Below are 17,156 nucleotides of genomic sequence, written 5' to 3'. Positions count from 1 at the left end.
CATGGGAACTTTCGACACTTGGGAGGGATTCTCTTGAACGCATCACGGGTCAGCCGCGGTTTGGCCACCGCGGCAGCTGTCGCCGCGGTGATCGCCGCACCGGCGCTCACCGCGCCGTCCGCACTGGCGGACATAACCAACGGCAGCACCACCCTCATAGGCAGCAACTTCACTGTCGGTCAGAGTTATACCGTCAATGCGACGATCCCGGTCGCCCCGGGCGCGACGTTCTATCTGATCGACCAAGACGTCACCGGCAACACGTTGAACAGCACAACGAAGAATCCGGCGCCCAACTGGTCGGGCTCCACTCAGTGGACACCGAAAACTGCAGGCACCCACCAGATTTGGGTCGAGGAAGACCTCAACGGCACCTCGGAATACATCTCGACCATCATCACCAACATTTCCGTAGCCGCCGCGCCCGCGTCGACCGGAAGCGCCTCCTCCATACCGGTCATCGGCGGCCTGCTCAGCAGCCTCTCGGCCAAGTAGGTCCCCCAACGCCGAGGTTCGGCCCGCCGTGGCCGAACCTCGCGCTAGTTGAGGCCCGCGTAGCTGTGCAGGCCGCTCACCACGATGTTGATGATGAAGAGGTTGAACAGCATTGCTACGAAGCCGGCGATGTTGATCCAGGCGGCCTTGGTGTCTCGCCAACCCGAGGTGGCTCGGGCGTGGAGGTAGGCGGCGTAGAGGACCCAGGCTATGAAGGAGCAGGTTTCCTTGGGGTCCCAGCCCCAGAAGCGGCCCCAGGCGGCTTCGGCCCAGATGGCGCCGAGGATTACGCCCGCGCCGAAGATGGGGAAGCCGATGATGGTGGTGCGGTAGGCGAGGCGGTCGAGGAGCTGGGCATCGGGGAGGCGGCGGGCCAACTGGCCGAAGATGTTGTCGGACTCAGCGCCTGCGGGCTGCCAGATGCGGTAGAGGAAGAGCAGACTCGCCACGCCTGAGACCAGGAATACGCCGGAGCCGATGGAGACGACGGTGACGTGGACGGGAAGCCAGTAGGACTTGAGGGCGGGGACGACGGGAGCCGCGTCCACGTGGAGTTTGGTGCCCGCGAGGAAGAGCAGGATCAGCACGGGGACGAGCAGGAACGACCACATGGCGCGGTAGCGCTGGTCGCGCAAGAGCACCAAGCCCAGGCCGACGGCGGCGGCCGTCGCCATGGAGATGAACTCGAACATGTTGCCGAGCGGGAAGCGGTGGGTTGCGAAGCCGCGCAGCACGATCGAGGCCGCGTGCACGCCGAAGCCGACGAACAGGACCGCGAAGGCCATATTGCCCAGGCGTTCCGGGAACGGGCGCTCGACGCCGCGGGGCGTCACCTTGCCGGGGACGTCGGCGGGCAGCTCGTCGACGGTGTCGGAACCGCCTCCGGCGGTGACCAATTGGCGCGTGGTCGTGGGCACCGTGCGGGTGAGGGCGAACTGCCAGACCAGCATGATCCACACCAGCGCGTAGATCACGATGGCCGACTTGAAGGCGAGATCGCTGTAGGAGGCGATATTCGAGTCGATCGGCATTACTTGTCTCCCGTCAGCAGCCGCTCACGCAGGCGGTCGAATTCGCCGCCCCACCCGGCCTGGTCGGTGCGGGCCAATCCGCCCATTTCTACTACGGTACGTCGTACCCCGTCGGCTTCCTCGCCGGGGTACACCCGCAGCCAGATGCGGCGGCGCTTCACCAGCAACGACACCAGCAGGCCCGCCATCATGGTCAACGCCGACACCAGCACCCACTGCTGCGCCGGATCGTGCGAGACCTGCAGGTTCACGAACTCTTCCGCGCCGTCGAAGGTCACCTTGGTGCCGTCGGGCAGGGTCGAGGTCTCCCCGGGCTTCAGGTTCACGCGGTTCTGCTTGACCAGGCGACCCTGCTTGATCATCTCCTGATCCAGCGCGAACAGCGACTGCGCGCGACCGGTGTCCAGACCGGTATCGCCCTGGTAGATGTCGATCGCCACCGCCGGATCCTTCATGGCCGGATACATGGAGGTGAGCAACTGCCCGTGCATCAGCGCGGTCGGCGCGAACAGGCCCTGGATCGCGATCTGATGTTTGCGGCGCTCCTCCTCGGTCGGATACATGCCGCCCGGCGGGTCGATCCGCAGCACACCCGAGGACAGGAAGGTGGTGGCGTCGTCCGGCTTCCACTGGATGGCCTCGGTGCGGGTCTGCCCGTTCGGGAAGGTCACCGTGAACTTGGGCGCGAAACCGTGTCCCTGCAGGTAGACCCGGTCACCCGCGACCCGCAGCGGATGGTTGACCTGGATCCGCGCGTCGCGCCAGGTGTCGGAGTTCAGATCGGAACCGGTCTGGTACTGGATGTTCGAGGTGAACATCGACGCCTGACCGTTCTCCAGATAGTCGGCCTTGAAGTCCTTGACCCGCACACACATCGGCGTCAGCCCGGTGCCGTCGTTCACATTGCCCGCGCGGAAGGAGTCGAACACCGCCGGCGAGGTGGTGCAGAAGCCCGGCCCGTCATTGGCGAGCACGACCACATTGCCCTCGTAACCGAACAGCTTGCCGATCGCCACGGCCGCCAGCAGACCCACCAGCGCCAGGTGGAAGACCAGGTTGCCGAGCTCGCGCGTGTAGCCCTTCTCGGCCGAAAGGGTCAGTTCCCCTTCACGATTGCCCGGCTGCACGACCGTGCGCCAGCCGCGCATCTGCGCGCGGGCCCGCTCGACCACGGCCTCCGGGGTCGCGGCGTCGCTGCCCGACCAGTGGTGCGGCAGGCGGGAAAGGTTGCGGGGCGCCTTGACCGGCGGCGTGCGCAGCGCCCGGTAGTGGTCCAGGCAACGCGGCAGGATGCAGCCCACCAGCGAAACGAACAGCAGCACATAGACGGCCGTGAACCAGAAGCTGGAGAACACGTCGAACAGCTGCAGCCGGTCCATCCACGGGCCCAGGGTCGAGCGATTGCGGATGTAGTCGTCGACCTTGCCCGCGTTCAGGCTGCGCTGCGGCAGCAGCGCGCCCGGGATGGCGGCCAGGGCCAGCAGGAACAACAGCATCAACGCGGTGCGCATGCTGGTGAGCCCGCGCCAGGTGTTGCGCAGCAGGCCGATCGCACGGCGCAGCGGCGACTGACGCGGCGGATGGGCGGGGGCGCTGGGGGTTTCGATGGTGGCAGTCATGTCAGATCGGCAGGGTCACATTCGAGACGAAGGCGTCGCGGACCCAGGAAACGAACTGGTCCCACGCCCCGGTCACCAGGGCGATGCCGACGGCCACCAACAGCAGACCGCCTATCACCTGAATGGTGCGGGAATTACGGCGCAGCCAGCCGACGCCGCGCAACGCGGTCGCCGAACCGAAGGCCAGGATCACGAAGGGCAGGCCCAGACCCAGGCAGTAGGCCACGATGAGAGCGACGCCGCGGACCGCGGTGGTGCCCTCGGTGCCCGCCGACACGGCCATCACGCCCGACAGCGTCGGGCCCAGGCACGGCGTCCAGCCGAGCGCGAAGACCGCGCCCAGCAGCGGGGCTCCGACAATGCCGCTCAACCGGCGCGGCTCCATGCGGGTGTCGCGCTGCAGCGCGGGAATCAGGCCGATGAAGGCCAGCCCCATCACGATGGTCACCACGCCGCCGATGCGTTGCAGCAGATCGCGATTCACATTGAGCGCCTGGATCGCGCCGAACACGGTCGCCGAGGCGAGCACGAACACCACGGTGAAGCCCGCCACGAACAGGCCCGCCGCACCCGCCACCCGCAGGCGCGCGGAACGGCGCTGCGCCGCATCGGTGGTGACACTCCTGGCCGATTCGACCGTCACCGGCGGGGCCTCCGCACCGACCACGCCCGCCAGGTAGGACAGGTAGCCCGGTACCAGCGGCACCACGCACGGCGAGGCGAACGACACCAGCCCGGCCAGCAGGCACGCGCCCAGCGCGAGCAGCAACGGCCCGGTGGCGGCGGTCTGCTGGAACGAATCCCCCACGCTGGCAAGCACGGTCACGTGGTTCACGACTGCTCCTGCGCGAGCTTGTCCACCACCGGCTGCAGATCCTCGGCCAGCAGCGAGCGCAGGAACACCGCCGCCACCCGATGCTGTTTGTCCAGCACGATGGTGGTGGGGATGACGCTGGTCGGGAACTTGCCGCCGAGCGCGAGCAGGCTGCGCATGGACGGGTCGTAGATCGAGGGGTAACCGACCTTGTTGTCGGTCACGAAGTCCTGGGCCTTGTCCTTCTGGTTGTCACGGACATTGATGCCCAGGAACGCGACGCCCTTGTCCTTGCTCGCCGCGTAAACCTGTTCCAGCGCCGGGGCTTCCGCGCGGCACGGGCCGCACCACTGACCCCAGATATTGACGACCACGACCTGGCCCGGGAAATCGTCCACGCCGACGGTCTTGCCGTCGTGCATGAGATCCGGGCCGGACAGCTTGCCGATGGTGCCGCGCGAGGACGGCGGATCGTAGAAGATCTCGGTCTTACCGCCCGGGGAGACGAAGTCGAAGGTGCCGCCCTGGGCCACCGCGTCCTTGCCCGCCGTCGTACACCCGGCCAGCACGGCCGCCACACACAGGCCCGCCAGCAGCGCCACCGCACGCCGGAAGGGGCGGGCGGTGCGGGGCCGGGACGCGATGGCCGGTCTCATGCTCCGGTCACCGAAGGATCGGACGCACCGGCCGGTTCGGAGTACACGATGTCGATCAGCGTGTCGCCTTGGTAGACAAGCGAAGTCAGCGACGCCAGCGAGCACTGGCGGTTGCGCGGGTCGTGCCAGAGACGCTGGCCCTGCAGGAATCGCCGCAGCGTCCACACCGGCAGCTGATGCGACACCAGCACGGCCTCCCGACCGGCGGCCTCCACCCGCGCCTTGTTCACCGCGGCCAGCATCCGGTGCGCGATCTGCAGATACGGCTCACCCCACGACGGCGTGAACGGATCCCGCAGCTTCCACCAGTGCCGGGGCTTGCGCAGGGTGCTGGCCGTAACCCCCAGCCCCTCGAAGGTATTGCCCGCCTCGATCAGATTCTCATCGGTCCGGATGGTGAGCCCGTGCCCGGCCGCGATCGGATCCGCGGTCTCCTGCGCCCGCTGCAGCGGCGACGCCACCACCAGCGCGATGTCATGATCGGCCAGCGATCGCGCGACGGCCTGCGCCTGCGCCCGCCCGGTCACCGACAGCTGGAACCCGGACAACCGCCCGTACAGCACGCCCCGCGGATTGTGCACCTCACCGTGCCGCAACACGTGCACGATCGTCTCGACATCGGAGGCCACGTCCCCGGGCAGAATCAAACCGCTCGCCGCGCGGGAAGGATCGGCGCCTTCACCCGAACCCGCGACGGCATCCGAACCCGCGACGGCATCGACGGCTTCGGCTGCGATGACCTGCGCCGCATCGGATTCGGCCGCGTCGTCCGCGGGATCGACCTCGACCACCACTTCGGCCACGAACGCCGCGGACTCGACGAACTCCGAAACCGCCGCGACGGCAGCGGGATCGGCAGCACTCGCCGCGAATTCATCGGCGGCATCGGCAACGGCCGCGAACACCTCGGCCGCGGAGCCGACCGGTACCCCCTCGGCGCCGTGCCCGGCAGCATTCGCGGTGAAGCCGCTCCCCGACGCGTCGACAGCGCCGGACTCATCCGATTCGATCGGGTCAGCGGAACCGGCCGCAGCGGTGACGCTCTCGGCATGTTCGATTTCCGGGGCGGCGGATTCCTCCGCCGCGGACGCCATGGCCTCGGGCTCAGGATCGCCGAACGCACCCGCCGGAGCAGGGTGGGAGACGGCTTCGACCCCGGAGCCGATGGGGACCTCGGCAGCGTATTCGCTCGCCTCGTCGTAGTCGGTGGCGTGGGCGGCGAATTCCTCGGCCGCGGACACGGCAGCCTCGAACACGGGCTCGGCGCCCGCGGCTGATGCGCGCGCACTGCCCGCACCCCGCACGCCGGAATCGTCGGAGCCGGCCGGTACAGCGGGCTCTTCGGCCGAACCGGCGGCGTCATGGGCAGCGGCGTGGGCGGCATCGGCCTCCACGGCGGAGTCCGTGGACGGCACCGGGGACACCGCGCCGGAATTGCCCGATTCCTGTGCGGCGAAGGCGGATTCGGCAGCCGGGGAGACGATGATGTGTTCGCCGGTGACGGCCAGGTCGTGCTCGGCCTGGCGGATGGAGTCGAGCAGGCGGGAGGCGTCGGCGGCGGAGAGGGGGGCCTCGTGGGGGCTGGGGGCGGGTAGTCCGGAGTCGGGGTGGGCTGAGCTCACGCGGCGGGTCCTTCGGGGGTGGCGGCCGCCGCGGCGCGCGCGGCGGCGGGGAGGGCGGCGGCGATGCGGTCGAACGCGTTCTCGTCGAGGGCGGCCGAGACGAACCAGGCTTCGAAGGCGCTCGGGGGCGCGTACACGCCGGCGTCCAGCAGGGCGTGGAAGAAGGCTGGGAAACGCCAGGTTTCGCTCGCCTTGGCGGCGGCGTAGTCGGTGACCGGGTTCTCGGCGAAGAACACGCTCACCATATTGCCCGCGAATTGCACCCGGTGCGGGACGCCCTCGGCGCTCAGCGCATCGGTCATCAGCCCGCCCAGCCGCTCCGCGTTCTTGTTCAGCGTCGCGTACACCTGCTCATCGGCCGCGCGCAGCGTGGCCAGGCCCGCGGCCACCGCGACCGGGTTCCCGGACAGCGTGCCCGCCTGATAGACCGGGCCCATCGGGGCCAGGTGGTTCATGATGTCGGCGCGCCCGCCGAACGCGGCGGCCGGCAGGCCACCGCTCATCACCTTGCCGAAGGTGTAGAGGTCACCGGCCACGCCGTCGATGCCGAACCAGCCGGAGTGGCTCACCCGGAAACCGGTCATGACCTCGTCCATGATGAGCAGCGCGCCGTGCTCGGAGGTGAGCTTGCGCAGTCCCTCGTTGAATCCGGGAACCGGCGCGACCGCACCCATATTGCCCGCCGCGGCCTCGGTGATGACACAGGCGATTTCACCCGGGTTCGCCGCGAAGGCCGCGGCCACCGCCTCGAGGTCGTTGTAGGGCAGCACGATGGTGTCGGCCGCCTGCGCGCCGGTGACGCCCGGCGAGGTCGGCAGACCCAGCGTGGCCACGCCCGAACCGGCGTCGGCCAGCAGTGCGTCCACGTGCCCGTGGTAGCAACCGCTGAACTTCACGATCTTGCTGCGCCCGGTGAAGCCGCGCGCCAGCCGGACCGCGCTCATGGTGGCCTCGGTGCCCGAGTTCACCAGCCGCACCCGCTCGACCGGCGCGACCCGGCCCGCGATGGCCTCGGCCAGCTCGATCTCGGCCTCGGTCGGCGCGCCGAAGGACAGCCCGCCCGGGGCCACCTTCTGCACCGCCTCGACCACCGCCGGGTGCGCGTGCCCGAGAATCATCGGACCCCACGAACACACCAGGTCCACGTACTCGTTGCCGTCGGCATCGGTCAGCGTGCAGCCGCGCGCGGACGCGATGAACCGCGGCGTGCCGCCCACGGATTTGAACGCGCGCACGGGCGAATTCACGCCACCCGGAATGACCGCCGCGGCGCGTTCGAAAAGTTGGGCTGAGACCGGGACCGACACCTGGCTCACACGCGGAGAAGAACTCACGGCACCCAGTCTCTCAGCCGCCCCCCGACCCGTCCACGACAGGGTGTAGTCGAGTGGGCTGTGTCCCATTTGCCCTCCGCTGCGCTCCGGGCGGGTTCGCGGCGCTGCAAGTCTCGTTCTTCCCTCCCTCCGCTCCCCCGCTTCGCTCCTCCGCTCCGCTCAGTCCAGAACGAGCCGCGCCGCGAATCTCCAGGTGGACCACAAGACATAAGGGGCGGAACGAACTCGCAGCAACGGGTCACACACGGCTGGAACTCGCCTGTCTTCACACCACTGTGAAGTCGTCCCGTCGAGAACTCGGCGAGTGCAGACGCGCCGGGCGCAACACGCCGGAGTGAGTTTCGGACAACATTATTCGCTAGTTGATTGCTGGTGCGTAATGTCTCGGCGCAGGAGGCGGCTTCGGAGAGAGGGCGAGACGTATGCGGGTCGTTCTGTTCGGGGTGGGAATCGTGGCGATGACGACCGGGGTCCTGGCCGCGGCCGGGGCGGCCGGGGCGGGCGTACCGGTGGCCCAGGTCGATCAGGGCCGGGTGGGCGTGGTGCTCTCCCACGATGAAACCGTCGCTATCGCGGATGGCCCAATTCCCGCAGTGATCAGCATGTTCGTGCCGTTGAGCCGAATGGGCGCCGGATTACAGCCGGACACGCAGATATATAAGGACGACAAGGGCGGCGTGCACGCCTCACTGCGGCAGGTGGTCATGGAGGCCGGGGATCATCCCGACGGCACTGTGGTGGTCTTCTTCAATGCTCCGGGTAGCCACGGCGGCCGGGTGCTGGACGTTTACCAGAATTGGAACTGAGGGTTCCGCGTAAGCAGGGCTGACAGCTTTTCGGCAACGAGGATGGCGGCGCGGTCTGCGGTCGCGCCACCACCGACGTTGTGCATCGACCCGCTAGGAGAGCGGAATCCCCAGGCAGAACACTGCCCATCCGGTGGACAGCAGGCAATTCAGCTGGGGCGGTAGTAGGTCTTCCCAGGACGTCGCCACGGGCTGCGACCGGAGATCCGGGGCGGTATCGACCGACGCGGCGGCGGCCGGAGCCATCGCCACAGCGCCGACGGCCCCCGTGGCCAGCACCGCGGCGGCGATGCGTTTCACGAGATCTGTGCGCTTCATGTCTTCCAGTCTCCGCCCGGAACCGAAGCCCTCCAAGGCGAAAACAAACTTCGCACCCTTATGTACGGCGTGTCCGCCGGAACGCGCGCGCCAGCACATCGATCAGCGCCAGCCCGGCCCCGATCGCGAACACCGCCGACCCGGCCAGCCAGGGCCCGACATACCGCGTGGCATGAAACGCCGGCGCCTCACCCTGCGGCTTGAACATGCTCGTTTGAATCCCATTGCGCCAGCACCACACCGCCGCCACCACCAGCAGCGGCACGAGCACGAATTCGGCGAATACGGTCAGCCCCCGCATCACTGCGCCTCCTTCTCCTCCACCGTCCCACCGTTCGACCGCTCCAGTGCGGCCGTCAGCTCGGCTCGCAGCGTGACGTGGTCATGTGCCCAAGCCTGCACCAGGCGGCCATCTTTCAGTTTGAGCCCGATCCCCTTGCGCCGCCGCGGCACTCCGGTCAACTCGCCCAGCGCCCGCGCCGACTGCCAGTCCTCATAATCCCAGGATTCCTGGTCGTCCTCCGGCAGCACCTCGGCGATGTCGTTCAGGCGCGTCACCTCGGTGCCCTCGCGCAGGCTCTCCGGCGTCAGCTCGACACTGATGTGCCGTTTGCCCGCCACCACCTGCAGCCACACGAATCCGGCCAGCAGCACAGCGCAGAAGGCCAGCCCGAACCAGTGGACGGCGCCGCCGCGAATCAGCTCGATCGCCAGGATGATCGCGCACAGCGCGGGCCCGTAGGCAATGGTCCGCCAGCGCGCGCCGGGCTCGGAGAACAGCACGGCCCCTGGGGCGTTGATGGCCTCACTCATAGGTCGAGCGTAAAGATCGCGGAATCGCTCAGTGGGCCAGGCCCGGAATCAACAGCACGGCGAGGGTGAGCAGTCCGAAGAGGAACAGCAGACTCAGCACCAATACGTCGCGCCGCAGGCTGTGCGGCTGCTGGATCACCACTCGCATCGTTGCCTCCGCCTTCCCGGGGCCGAGGCACGCCATAACACAACGTGTGGCGGCCGGCTTCCGGTTCCCGAAATCCCTGTGACTACCCTCACCATACCTGTTAGTCCGTTAGTAACAAACTTCGGAGTCACTACTGCGGCTTGGGGCGGAAGAAAGCCTCGGATTCGCTTCGGTAGCACAGGAATACAGCCCCGCCGGCCAGCACCGCCTGCACGATCCCGGCCCCGCCCGCGACCAGCGCGGCGATACCCTTCTCGGTCCCGAACCCGAACAGCGTGCCCGCCGCACCGAGCACCAGGAAGACCCCGAAGCCGGTGAGAATCGCTCGCGCCCAGTTCTTTCCGCGGCCCAGTTGGTACACCACCGCCACCGCGGCCCCGGTGAGCACCAGCCAGAACACCGCGACCAGGATGAACACGATCACCGTCCAGACCTGCACCTGCGCCAGCGTCACGGTCGGCTGCTGTTCCTTGACCTGGTCGAACATCTTCTGCGCCAGCTCGTGCCGCTGCCCGAACTGGGCGATCAGGGCGGAGATCGCCTGCACCACACCGACACCCAATGCGGCATACCAGAGTTGGGCGGCGGTGCGGACGTCTTCCGGCGTCGGGCGCGAAATGCCCGGTGGGACCATCGGATTCACGACAGGAGCTACTCGGTTCCGCTCACCGCAGCCAGTTCGCGGCCTCGGTGGCCCAGTAGGTGAGCACCATGTCCGCGCCGGCCCGTCGAATGCCGAGCAGCGATTCCAGCACGGCGCCCTTGCGATCGATCCAGCCGCGCTGCGCGGCCGCGGTGATCATCGCGTACTCGCCGGAGATCTGATACGCCGCCACCGGCACGGTGGAGCGATCCGCGACCTCGCGCAGAATGTCCAGATACGACATGGCGGGCTTCACCATCACGATGTCGGCGCCCTCGAGCAGATCCAGTTCCAGCTCGCGGATCGCCTCGCGGCGGTTCGCCGGATCCTGCTGGTAGGTACGGCGATCGCCCTGCAGCGAGGAGCCGACCGCCTCCCGGAAGGGGCCGTAGAACGCGGACGCGTACTTCGCGGCGTAGGCGAGGATGCCGGTGTCGGCGTATCCGGCGGCGTCCAGGCCCTCCCGGATCGCGCCCACCTGGCCGTCCATCATGCCGCTGGTGCCGAGCAGGTCCGCGCCGGTTTCGGCCTGCGCCAGCGCCATTTCGACATAGCGCGTGAGGGTGGCGTCATTGTCGACAGCGCCGTTCGCGTCGAGCACGCCGCAGTGCCCGTGGTCGGTGAACTCGTCGAGACAGGTGTCGGCCATCACCACCGTCGAGCCGCCGACCTCGTGCACCAGCGCGCGCAGCCCGCGGTTGAGGATCCCGTCGGGATCGCTGGCCCCGCTCCCCTGCGCGTCCTTGTCCTCGGCCTTCGGCACGCCGAAGAGCATGAGCCCGCCCACGCCCGCGGCCACCGCTTCCACGGCCGCCTTGCGCAGCGAATCCATGGTGTGCTGGAAAACGCCTGGCATGGAGGAGATCTCACGCGGTTCGTCGAGCCCGTCGGCGACGAACATGGGCAGAATCAGGTGCCGCGGCTCCAGGCTGGTCTCGGCGACGAGCCGACGCATGGCGGGAGTGCGGCGCAACCGCCGAGGGCGGTCCATTCCGGTCATGTTCGCATACTATGCCCGGTCCGCGAACCGGGTGCGCGCGCCTCGTCGGCCGGGCCTCCGATGACCTTGAAAGTCATTGTGAGCAGCGGATTTTGTCGGTGGGTCCGGGTAGAATCGAAGATACGTTCGATGGAGGGAGTCGCCGTGCTCGCAGCCGTTACCAGCATGTCCGACAAGAGGAACCAGCCCGCCGGGGTGCCGAAGAAGGGGGACATGATCGATCACGCGTGGCGGCCGCTGGCCAAGCAGCCGCTGCCGGCCGGGCGCCCGCGCTCGTGGTACATCTCGCACAATCGCCGGCTGAAGGCAATGCGGCTGGCCATCGCGCTGCTGGACGCCGGAGCCTTCAGCCCGGACCAGGCGACCAACGAAACCATCCGCGCCACAGCCGAAGTCATCGGCGTGCACTGGCCCTCGGACGCCACCTGCCGCATGGTCCGCCGCCTGATGGCGGCCCAGCGCTGACAGCCGCAGAGGTTCGCCGGCATCGCACCGGCGGATTCGGCGAACCTCGACCGGAGAGGCACCGCTAGGTGTTGGGGTCGCAATGAGTGGTACACGGACTGCCCGAGCCGGACATCAGGGATCCCAGCAGACCCTCCAATACGGTCACGGCCGAACTCCCCGCGAGGGTGCTGCCGTCGATCGGCATGACGAGTGCGACCCCACCCCCGAAAAGCCGTATCCGCAAGACGCATCCGCCCGCCGGGTGCGCGCCACTCGTTGCCGCGGTCCATACCGGAGCGGCAATGGCCGGACGCCGGGGCTGGTCGGGGGCGTCCGGAGCCGGTATCGGGGCACACCCCTGCATCGCCCCGAATGCCGGGAAACGCAATCGGCCCCGCATCCTCGGATGCGGGGCCGATTGTCGTCATGACTGCCGGGCAACGGCGGCCGTCGGAGTTCAGCGGCTGCGGCGGCTCTTCTTGCGCGGCGGGGGCAGCAGGCCCTCGGCGCGCAGGTGGGCGGCATGCTCGGCGAGGGCCTCGACGAGCGGGCCGACCTGAGCGATCTCGGGCTGCACGTCGACGCGCAGGCCGAATTCGATGGCCGTCTCGGCGGTCTTGGGGCCGATGCAGGCCACGATGGTGCGCGCGTGCGGCTTGCCGGCGATGCCGACCAGGTTCCGGACCGTGGAGGACGAGGTGAACAGGACCGCGTCGAAGCCGCCGGTCTTGATCATCTCGCGGGTCTCCGCCGGGGGCGGGGACGCCCGCACGGTGCGGTAGGCGGTGACATCGTCGATCTCCCAGCCGCGATCGCGCAGACCCTCGGCGAGGGTCTCGGTCGCGATGTCCGCGCGCGGCAGCAGCACCCGGTTGACCGGGTCGAAAACGTCGTCGTAGGGCGGGAAGTCGGCCAGCAGGCCCTCGGAGGACTGCTCACCGGAGGGCACCAGTTCGGGGTTGATGCCGAAGGAGCGCACCTTCTCCGCGGTGGCCTCGCCGACGCAGGCGATCTTCACGCCGCTGAAAGCGCGGGCGTCCAGGCCGAATTCGCCGAACTTCTCCCACACCGCGCGCACCGCGTTGGTGGAGGTGAACACCACCCACTGGTAGCGGCCGTCGACCAGGCCCTTGACCGCGCGCTCCATCTGGGCGGGGCTGCGCGGCGGCTCGACCGCGATGGTCGGCACCTCCATGGGGATCGCGCCGTGCATGACGAGCTTCTCGCTCATCTCGCCGGCCTGCTCCTTGGTCCGCGGCACCAGGACGGTCCAGCCGTACAGGGCGCGCGACTCCCACCAGGAAGTCTTGGCGCGCTTGTCCACTTCCTTGCCGACCGTGACCACCAGCGGGCCGACCAGTTCGGACGCGGCATTGTTCAGCGTGGCCAGCGTGGCATCGATGGTGCGCTGCTGACGCGTGGTGCCGCGCACCGTCACCGCGACCGGGGTCTGCGGCGCCAGGCCGTGTTCCACCAGCGCCGAAGCGGTTTCGGCCAGATGCCCGGAGGTGGCGTGCAGCACCAGCGGACCCGGCGCGCCCGCGACGGCCGCCCAGTCCACCTCGCCCCGCACATCCACCTCGGTGTGGCTGGAGCCGATCTCGATGCCCGCGTAGGCGGGCACGGTGGTGCCGGCCGAAAGGCCCGGCAGCACCTCGAAGTTCAGATGCGAGCGGGTGACGGCGTTGATCTCCTGGATGACCGAATCGGTGGTCATCGGGTCGCCGGACACCAGGCGCACCACGTCGAACCCGTTGCGCGCCTCGGCGATCAGGGTCTTGGCCACCTCGGCGGCGTCACCGAGGGCGGGACGCACGTCGACGGGACGGGTACCGTCCGGGTTCTCCTCGACCGCGGTGCCGATCAGGGCGAGCACGCCCTTGTCGACATCGGGATCGGTGAACGCCAGCGTCGCCCGGCCGATCACCTCCCGGGCACGCACGGTGAGCAGCGCCGGATCGCCGGGCCCGGACCCCACGAAAAGGATCCGACCGGGATTCTTCTTCGTCACTCGGCTCATCGTTGGTTCTCCATTGGGCTGGGATTGCTGTCGTCGGTGAGCTCAGCGGATTCCACGTCGTTCGATTCCTCCGTGACGCTGAGCAGTTCGCGCGCCCCCAGCTCCAAGAGCTCGCGCGCCAGTGCTCGGCCCAGTTTTTCGGCATCCGCCACTGAGCCCACTACTGAAGCCCGGATCACGTCCGAGCCGTCGATCGCCGCCGCGCAGCCGCGCAGCGACAACTCCTCCACCACCCGGCCGTCGTCGTCGAGGGATTCGACGACCTCGGCCAGCGCACCGATCGGTGCGGTACAGCCGGCCTCCAGTTCGGCCAGCAACGCCCGCTCCGCGGTGATCGCGGCACGGGTGCCGGGATCGTCGAGGGCGGACAGGATGGTCACGAGTTCGGTGTCGACGCTGCGGCATTCGACCGCCAGCGCGCCCTGCGAGGGCGCGGGCAGCATCTGCACCGGTTCGAGCGATTCGGTGACGGCATCGAGGCGGTCGATGCGGGCCAGCCCGGCCCGCGCCACCACGACGGCATCGAGTTCACCGTTGACGACCTTGGAAATCCGAGTGTCGAGATTGCCGCGCAGCGGCACGATCTCGATGCCGAGGCCCAGCGCCTTCAGCTGCGCCGAGCGGCGCGGCGCCGAGGTGCCGACCTTCGCGCCCGCCGGCAGCTCGCCGAGCACCAGGCCGTCGCGCGCCACGAGCGCGTCGCGCGGATCCTGGCGGGGCGGAATCGCCGCGATATCGAACAGCGGGTCCTGCGCGGTGGGCAGATCCTTGTACGAGTGGACCGCGATATCGACGTTGCCCGCGGCCAATTCCTCGCGCAGCGCGGCGGTGAAGACACCCACGCCGATCTTCTGCACGGGATCGGTGGCGTTCTGGTCACCGGCGGTCTTCACGATGACCAGCTCGGCCTGCTGACCGTTGGCGATGAGGGCGTCGCGCACATGCCCGGCCTGGGTGAGGGCCAGCAGACTGCCGCGAGTCCCGATGCGCCAGGGCGAATCCACTGTCCCGCGGACTGTTGTCTCGTTCTCGTGCACCATAGCTCCGGTCATGCGGTGTGCCCCTGTTCGTCACCCGGGTGGGCGGCGGTGAAATCATCGGCCAGTTCGCCCTGCAGGGCGGAGATCTCCATCGGCGCGGCAACCGCTTGTGCCGCACCGGGTTTGAGTTCGAACAGCTCGCGTAGCGCCTCGGCGTAGCTGTCCCCGCCCGGGGTGGAGGCCAGCTGTTTGACCCGCACGGTCGGCGCGTGCAGCAGTTTGTCGACCACCCGTCGCACGGTACGGGCGACCTCGTCGCGTTCGGTGGATTCCAGTCCCGGTAGTCGGGAATCCAGGCGCAGCAGTTCGGCCTCGACCACGTCGGCGGCCATCTGGCGCAGCGCGGCCACGGTCGGGGTGACCTCGGCCATGCGCTGTCCGGCAAGGTATTTGGAGAGTTCGTCGGCCACGATGGCCCGCGCGGCGGCGGTGTCGTCGGCGGCCGCGCCGGCCGACGGATCGCGCTGCAGCGTCTCGATGTCGATGACCGTCACGCCGGGCAGCCCGGCCACGGCGTGGTCCACGTCGCGGGGCAGGCCCAGGTCACAGATGACCAGTTCCCGAACCCCGGCCGACGTGCCCGCCTTGGTCGACAGCGCCCGGTGCACATCCGCGAGGGTGACCACGGTGCCGACCGCGCCGGTACAGGTCACCACCACATCGGCGGCGGCCATGGCCTCGTCCAGCCGATCGATTTCGATGGCCTCGGCGGCCACCCCGTGCATGGTGGTGGCCGTATTGGCCAGACGCTGCGCCTTTTCCAGCGTCCGGTTCACCACGAGGATCTTGGCGGCCCCGCCGCGCGCGAGCTGCGCCACCGAGAGCCCGCCCATGGCGCCCGCGCCGAGGACGAGCGCGGTCCGGCCCTCGAGCGGACCCTGCACCGCGCGCGCCCGATCCAGCGCCACCGACACCACCGACGCGCCCGCGCGATCGATGCCGGTCTCCGAATGCACCCGCTTGCCGACCCGCAGCGCGTGCTGGGCCAGCTCGTGCAGGGTGCGCCCGGCCGCCTGCTGCGCGTCCGAGGCCGAATAGGCGGCGCGGATCTGGCTCAGGATCTGCTGCTCGCCGACCACCATGGAGTCCAGGCCCGAGGCCACCGCGAACAGGTGCTCGGCCGCGGCCTCCGCGTAGCGGACGTAGGCGTGCTTGGTGAGCTCCGGCAGCGGCAGACCCGAATGCCGGGTGAGCAATTCGCCGATCTCGCCCAGGGCGGGGTGGAAGGCGTCGACGACCGCGTAGACCTCGATGCGGTTGCAGGTGGAGACGATCATCGCCTCGGAGACGTGGCTGGAGGCCAGCATCTTGTCGGTCAGCTTGGGCCGGTCGGTCTCGGTGATGGCGATCTTCTCGAGCACCGCTACCGGTGCACTGCGATGCGAGATCCCGACGAGAAGCACACTCATGGCTGGACCACCGCTCCCTTGCTGGTTGTCATCGGTACCCGGCGAATCGGGGTAGACACCGCGGTTACATCGCCTGCGGCGACGCTCGCCGTGCCCGCCGCGGCGGCGCTCATGGCTTCCTCCGCGGCCGATTCCGCATTGCGGGCCCGCTCGAACGACAGCAACTGCATCTCGACCGCGAGATCCACCCGCCGTACCTCCACGGTCGCGGGCGCGTCCAGCGCCAGCGCCGAGAAACTCAGAATGCACTGCAGGCCGGCGTCGACCAGCAGATCGCAGACGCCCTGCGCGGCCGTGTCCGGCACCGTGATGACGGCGATGGTCGGTTCCAAAGCGGCCACAGCATCGGTCAATTCGGACACATCGCGGACGACCAGTCCGCACACCGTCGTGCCGATCACCGCGGGATCGTTGTCGAACAGCCCGACCATGGCGAAACCACGCCGGCGGAAACCGCCGTAGCCGATCAGCGCCCGGCCCAGATGACCCGCCCCGACCAGCACCACCCGGTGTCCCTCGGACAGTCCGAGCACATCCTCGATGCGGTCGCGCAGCTTGACGACGTCGTAGCCCACACCTCGAACGCCGTTGGGCCCGAGGAACGAAAGATCCTTGCGCAACTTCGCCGAACCGACACCCGCCGCGACAGCCAGTTCCTCACTCGATACGATGGCTACACCGTCGTCGGCGAGTACGGCGAGCACTCGGAGATAGGTGGCCAGCCGGGCCACCGTGGCCTGCGGGATGTCCTTCTGCAGAGCCTTGGAGACGCCAGTCGGCGGCGTCTCGTGCTGCTCTGTCACGTCGCTTGCGCTCCTCGTCCGGCCGGGGGTGAGTGTCCGGGTTCTTTTGTCGACCCGACGCCGGGAGACCGTCGCGGTCCTTGCAGGCGAGGTCGAGTCAGGTTCAGGGGGTCGCTTCCGCTGCCCGAGAAGGCGGGT

At 68.9% G+C, this 17,156-nt stretch carries 18 protein-coding genes; 3 read left to right on the top strand and 15 right to left on the bottom strand.

Annotated features, from left to right (window positions below):
- Positions 1 to 33 precede the first annotated feature (33 nt).
- On the top strand, positions 34 to 495 hold the full coding sequence (locus tag GPX89_RS41275; protein WP_157393216.1) for a hypothetical protein: 462 nt from the start codon (positions 34 to 36) through the stop codon (positions 493 to 495).
- 44 nt (positions 496 to 539) lie between these two features.
- Here GPX89_RS41275 and ccsB read toward each other — a convergent pair whose 3' ends face one another.
- The 6 genes from ccsB to hemL form a co-directional block, all read right to left on the bottom strand.
- Complete coding sequence (gene ccsB, locus GPX89_RS41270) at positions 540 to 1,526, bottom strand: c-type cytochrome biogenesis protein CcsB (protein WP_157393215.1); 987 nt, start codon at positions 1,524 to 1,526, stop codon at positions 540 to 542.
- A complete protein-coding gene (gene resB, locus GPX89_RS41265; RefSeq protein WP_157393214.1) occupies positions 1,526 to 3,145 on the bottom strand; it encodes a cytochrome c biogenesis protein ResB in 1,620 nt (539 codons plus the stop codon). Before resB ends, ccsB begins: the two co-directional genes overlap by 1 nt.
- A gap of 1 nt (position 3,146) precedes the next feature.
- A complete protein-coding gene (locus tag GPX89_RS41260) occupies positions 3,147 to 3,971 on the bottom strand; it encodes a cytochrome c biogenesis CcdA family protein (RefSeq protein WP_328602923.1) in 825 nt (274 codons plus the stop codon).
- Between the two features lie 5 nt (positions 3,972 to 3,976).
- Entirely contained in the window at positions 3,977 to 4,615 is a 639-nt protein-coding gene (locus GPX89_RS41255) for a TlpA disulfide reductase family protein (protein ID WP_157393213.1), read from the bottom strand.
- Entirely contained in the window at positions 4,612 to 5,256 is a 645-nt protein-coding gene (locus tag GPX89_RS41250) for a histidine phosphatase family protein (RefSeq protein WP_157393283.1), read from the bottom strand. Before GPX89_RS41250 ends, GPX89_RS41255 begins: the two co-directional genes overlap by 4 nt.
- A 977-nt stretch (positions 5,257 to 6,233) precedes the next feature.
- Positions 6,234 to 7,571, bottom strand: coding sequence for a glutamate-1-semialdehyde 2,1-aminomutase (gene hemL / locus GPX89_RS41245; RefSeq protein WP_328602902.1), 1,338 nt, complete (start codon positions 7,569 to 7,571; stop codon positions 6,234 to 6,236).
- Between the two features lie 422 nt (positions 7,572 to 7,993).
- Between hemL and GPX89_RS41240 the strand changes: the two genes are divergently transcribed.
- Positions 7,994 to 8,377, top strand: coding sequence for a hypothetical protein (locus tag GPX89_RS41240; protein ID WP_198347834.1), 384 nt, complete (start codon positions 7,994 to 7,996; stop codon positions 8,375 to 8,377).
- A 93-nt stretch (positions 8,378 to 8,470) separates the two neighbouring features.
- Here the strand turns inward: GPX89_RS41240 and GPX89_RS41235 are convergent, their stop codons facing one another.
- The 5 genes from GPX89_RS41235 to hemB all read right to left on the bottom strand — a co-directional run bounded on the left by GPX89_RS41235 (position 8,471) and on the right by hemB (position 11,299).
- On the bottom strand, positions 8,471 to 8,695 hold the full coding sequence (locus tag GPX89_RS41235) for a hypothetical protein (RefSeq protein ID WP_157393211.1): 225 nt from the start codon (positions 8,693 to 8,695) through the stop codon (positions 8,471 to 8,473).
- A 58-nt stretch (positions 8,696 to 8,753) separates the two neighbouring features.
- Positions 8,754 to 8,996: a hypothetical protein gene (locus tag GPX89_RS41230; protein ID WP_157393210.1), complete on the bottom strand. Its 243-nt coding sequence runs from the start codon at positions 8,994 to 8,996 to the stop codon at positions 8,754 to 8,756.
- The gene (locus tag GPX89_RS41225; protein ID WP_157393209.1) at positions 8,996 to 9,508 is read right to left on the bottom strand and encodes a hypothetical protein; all 513 of its coding nucleotides are present in this window, start codon (positions 9,506 to 9,508) and stop codon (positions 8,996 to 8,998) included. Before GPX89_RS41225 ends, GPX89_RS41230 begins: the two co-directional genes overlap by 1 nt.
- Positions 9,509 to 9,786: 278 nt before the next feature.
- Positions 9,787 to 10,299, bottom strand: coding sequence for a hypothetical protein (locus GPX89_RS41220; protein ID WP_157393208.1), 513 nt, complete (start codon positions 10,297 to 10,299; stop codon positions 9,787 to 9,789).
- Positions 10,300 to 10,321: 22 nt separating this feature from the next.
- On the bottom strand, positions 10,322 to 11,299 hold the full coding sequence (gene hemB / locus GPX89_RS41215; protein WP_157393207.1) for a porphobilinogen synthase: 978 nt from the start codon (positions 11,297 to 11,299) through the stop codon (positions 10,322 to 10,324).
- Positions 11,300 to 11,443: 144 nt separating this feature from the next.
- Between hemB and GPX89_RS41210 the strand changes: the two genes are divergently transcribed.
- Positions 11,444 to 11,764, top strand: a complete 321-nt coding sequence (locus tag GPX89_RS41210; protein WP_328602901.1) for a hypothetical protein — start codon at positions 11,444 to 11,446, stop codon at positions 11,762 to 11,764.
- Between the two features lie 439 nt (positions 11,765 to 12,203).
- Here GPX89_RS41210 and GPX89_RS41205 read toward each other — a convergent pair whose 3' ends face one another.
- Genes GPX89_RS41205 through GPX89_RS41190 form a run of 4 tightly spaced genes read right to left on the bottom strand, consistent with a single transcriptional unit; the run spans position 12,204 to position 17,018 of the window.
- On the bottom strand, positions 12,204 to 13,766 hold the full coding sequence (locus GPX89_RS41205) for a bifunctional uroporphyrinogen-III C-methyltransferase/uroporphyrinogen-III synthase (protein ID WP_157393206.1): 1,563 nt from the start codon (positions 13,764 to 13,766) through the stop codon (positions 12,204 to 12,206).
- Positions 13,763 to 14,806, bottom strand: coding sequence for a hydroxymethylbilane synthase (gene hemC / locus GPX89_RS41200; protein WP_235949278.1), 1,044 nt, complete (start codon positions 14,804 to 14,806; stop codon positions 13,763 to 13,765). The genes GPX89_RS41205 and hemC overlap by 4 nt, the downstream gene beginning before the upstream one ends.
- A gap of 8 nt (positions 14,807 to 14,814) precedes the next feature.
- On the bottom strand, positions 14,815 to 16,215 hold the full coding sequence (locus tag GPX89_RS41195) for a glutamyl-tRNA reductase (RefSeq protein WP_157393204.1): 1,401 nt from the start codon (positions 16,213 to 16,215) through the stop codon (positions 14,815 to 14,817).
- Entirely contained in the window at positions 16,212 to 17,018 is an 807-nt protein-coding gene (locus tag GPX89_RS41190) for a redox-sensing transcriptional repressor Rex (RefSeq protein ID WP_328602900.1), read from the bottom strand. Before GPX89_RS41190 ends, GPX89_RS41195 begins: the two co-directional genes overlap by 4 nt.
- Positions 17,019 to 17,156 lie beyond the last annotated feature (138 nt).

The organism is Nocardia terrae (genome assembly GCF_009760405.1).
In the GTDB taxonomy this organism is placed as follows: domain Bacteria; phylum Actinomycetota; class Actinomycetes; order Mycobacteriales; family Mycobacteriaceae; genus Nocardia; species Nocardia terrae.
Note: the sequence above shows the minus strand (reverse complement) of the source record. Positions and strands in the feature narration are given on the sequence as shown.

Bases quoted from the DNA above. Each gene is read 5' to 3' on its own strand.
- ccsB (WP_157393215.1), bottom strand. From the start codon at position 1,526: ATGCCGATCGACTCGAATATCGCCTCCTACAGCGATCTCGCCTTCAAG.
- resB (WP_157393214.1), bottom strand. From the start codon at position 3,145: ATGACTGCCACCATCGAAACCCCCAGCGCCCCCGCCCATCCGCCGCGT.
- GPX89_RS41255 (WP_157393213.1), bottom strand. From the start codon at position 4,615: ATGAGACCGGCCATCGCGTCCCGGCCCCGCACCGCCCGCCCCTTCCGG.
- GPX89_RS41240 (WP_198347834.1), top strand. From the start codon at position 7,994: ATGCGGGTCGTTCTGTTCGGGGTGGGAATCGTGGCGATGACGACCGGG.
- GPX89_RS41235 (WP_157393211.1), bottom strand. From the start codon at position 8,695: ATGAAGCGCACAGATCTCGTGAAACGCATCGCCGCCGCGGTGCTGGCC.
- GPX89_RS41230 (WP_157393210.1), bottom strand. From the start codon at position 8,996: ATGCGGGGGCTGACCGTATTCGCCGAATTCGTGCTCGTGCCGCTGCTG.
- GPX89_RS41225 (WP_157393209.1), bottom strand. From the start codon at position 9,508: ATGAGTGAGGCCATCAACGCCCCAGGGGCCGTGCTGTTCTCCGAGCCC.
- hemB (WP_157393207.1), bottom strand. From the start codon at position 11,299: ATGACCGGAATGGACCGCCCTCGGCGGTTGCGCCGCACTCCCGCCATG.
- GPX89_RS41205 (WP_157393206.1), bottom strand. From the start codon at position 13,766: ATGAGCCGAGTGACGAAGAAGAATCCCGGTCGGATCCTTTTCGTGGGG.
- hemC (WP_235949278.1), bottom strand. From the start codon at position 14,806: ATGGTGCACGAGAACGAGACAACAGTCCGCGGGACAGTGGATTCGCCC.
- GPX89_RS41195 (WP_157393204.1), bottom strand. From the start codon at position 16,215: ATGAGTGTGCTTCTCGTCGGGATCTCGCATCGCAGTGCACCGGTAGCG.